We start from the raw sequence: 1,280 nt of genomic DNA, 5'->3' as shown, positions 1-1,280 counted from the left end.
CCCCCTTGTATGGTCAGAGTCGGCGTCGTCGCAGGGGATGTGGGGATGGGGGCAGGCGCGCCAGCGGCTGTCCCCATCCCCACATCCCACCGTGCGGCCTTGACAGACGCTGGCCGGATCGGGTGTGCTGGGACGGTCGATCACCCCCTGCCGCCAACCGTGGACGGCCCGGGAGAGTGTACCGACCAGTCCGCCCACCGCCGATGAAGGATGCCACCGCACCAGACGGTCGATGCATCGCAAGGGAGCGGGAGCGGTCCACCCGAAAGGAGCCTGTCCATGCTTGGGATTGATGTCAGTAAGGCCACACTGGCCTGGAGTTGGCTCGATACGGCCAACGGTCAGGTGCGTGCCGATGGCAGCGTGGCCAATAGCGCCGCCGGGATCAACCAGCTGCTGCGCACCATTCCGGCCGACCAGCCCTGGGTGGTTGAGCCCACCGGCTGCTACAGCCAGGCGGTGGTGAGCAGTGCCCAGCAGGACGGACGCACCGTGCTGCTGGCTGAGCCACGCCGGGCACGCTCCTTCCTGCAGGCCGTGTCCCCGCGGGCCAAGACTGACCGGCTCGACAGTGCCGGACTGGCGCGTTACGCTGTGGCCATGCCATTGCGTCCCTTTCCGGTCAAGTCGGAGGCTGTGGTGCAGCTTGACCAACTGCTGGCCGCCCGTGCCGGCCTCAGCAACAGTCTGGGGCGCCTGCGCCAGCAGCGGCAGGTCCTGCCACACGCCGCCGAGCCGCTGCAGGCAGCCATTGACGCCCTGCTCAGCCAGCAAGACGTCCTCGATCGGCGCATCGCGCTCCTGACCCGCCAGCCTGAGCTGGCCGTGGCGGCCGAGCTTGACCGCATCCCGGGCGTCGGTCCCGTCACGGCGGCAGCGGCGGCGGCCTGTCTGACCAGCCGTGTCTTTGCCCATCCCGACGCCTTCGTGGCCTACATCGGGCTGGATGTGCGCGTGCGTGACAGTGGCCAGCGAGCTGGCCGCCGCGCCTTGTCCAAGCGGGGCGATGCCGAGCTGCGACGACTGCTCTACCTGTGTGCCCAGGCCAACCTGCGCTCGAAGGATCCGCAGAATCCTTTCCGCCTGCAGTACGAGCGTGAGCGTGCCAAGGGCTTGTCGACGACGGCAGCCCTCAACGCCGTGGCGCGCAAGCTGGCGCGTACCTGCTGGTCGATCGTCACCCATGGTAGTCGCTACGATCCGACCCGTGTTCATCGTCAGCCGCACCGCCATGAGCACCCCCACGCCCTTGACACGGAACCATAGGATCTCTCCCAGCA

General features: G+C 68.4%; 1 protein-coding gene. It reads left to right on the top strand.

What is annotated here, in order from left to right:
- The first annotated feature begins 279 nt into the window (after positions 1–279).
- A complete protein-coding gene (locus tag VMP31_RS23000; RefSeq protein ID WP_325510120.1) occupies positions 280–1,266 on the top strand; it encodes an IS110 family transposase in 987 nt (328 codons plus the stop codon).
- The last annotated feature ends 14 nt before the right edge of the window (positions 1,267–1,280 follow it).

This window comes from Pseudomonas sp. (assembly GCF_035512415.1).
Lineage (GTDB): Bacteria > Pseudomonadota > Gammaproteobacteria > Pseudomonadales > Pseudomonadaceae > Aquipseudomonas.
This window is presented reverse-complemented; position numbering and strand designations above follow the sequence as displayed.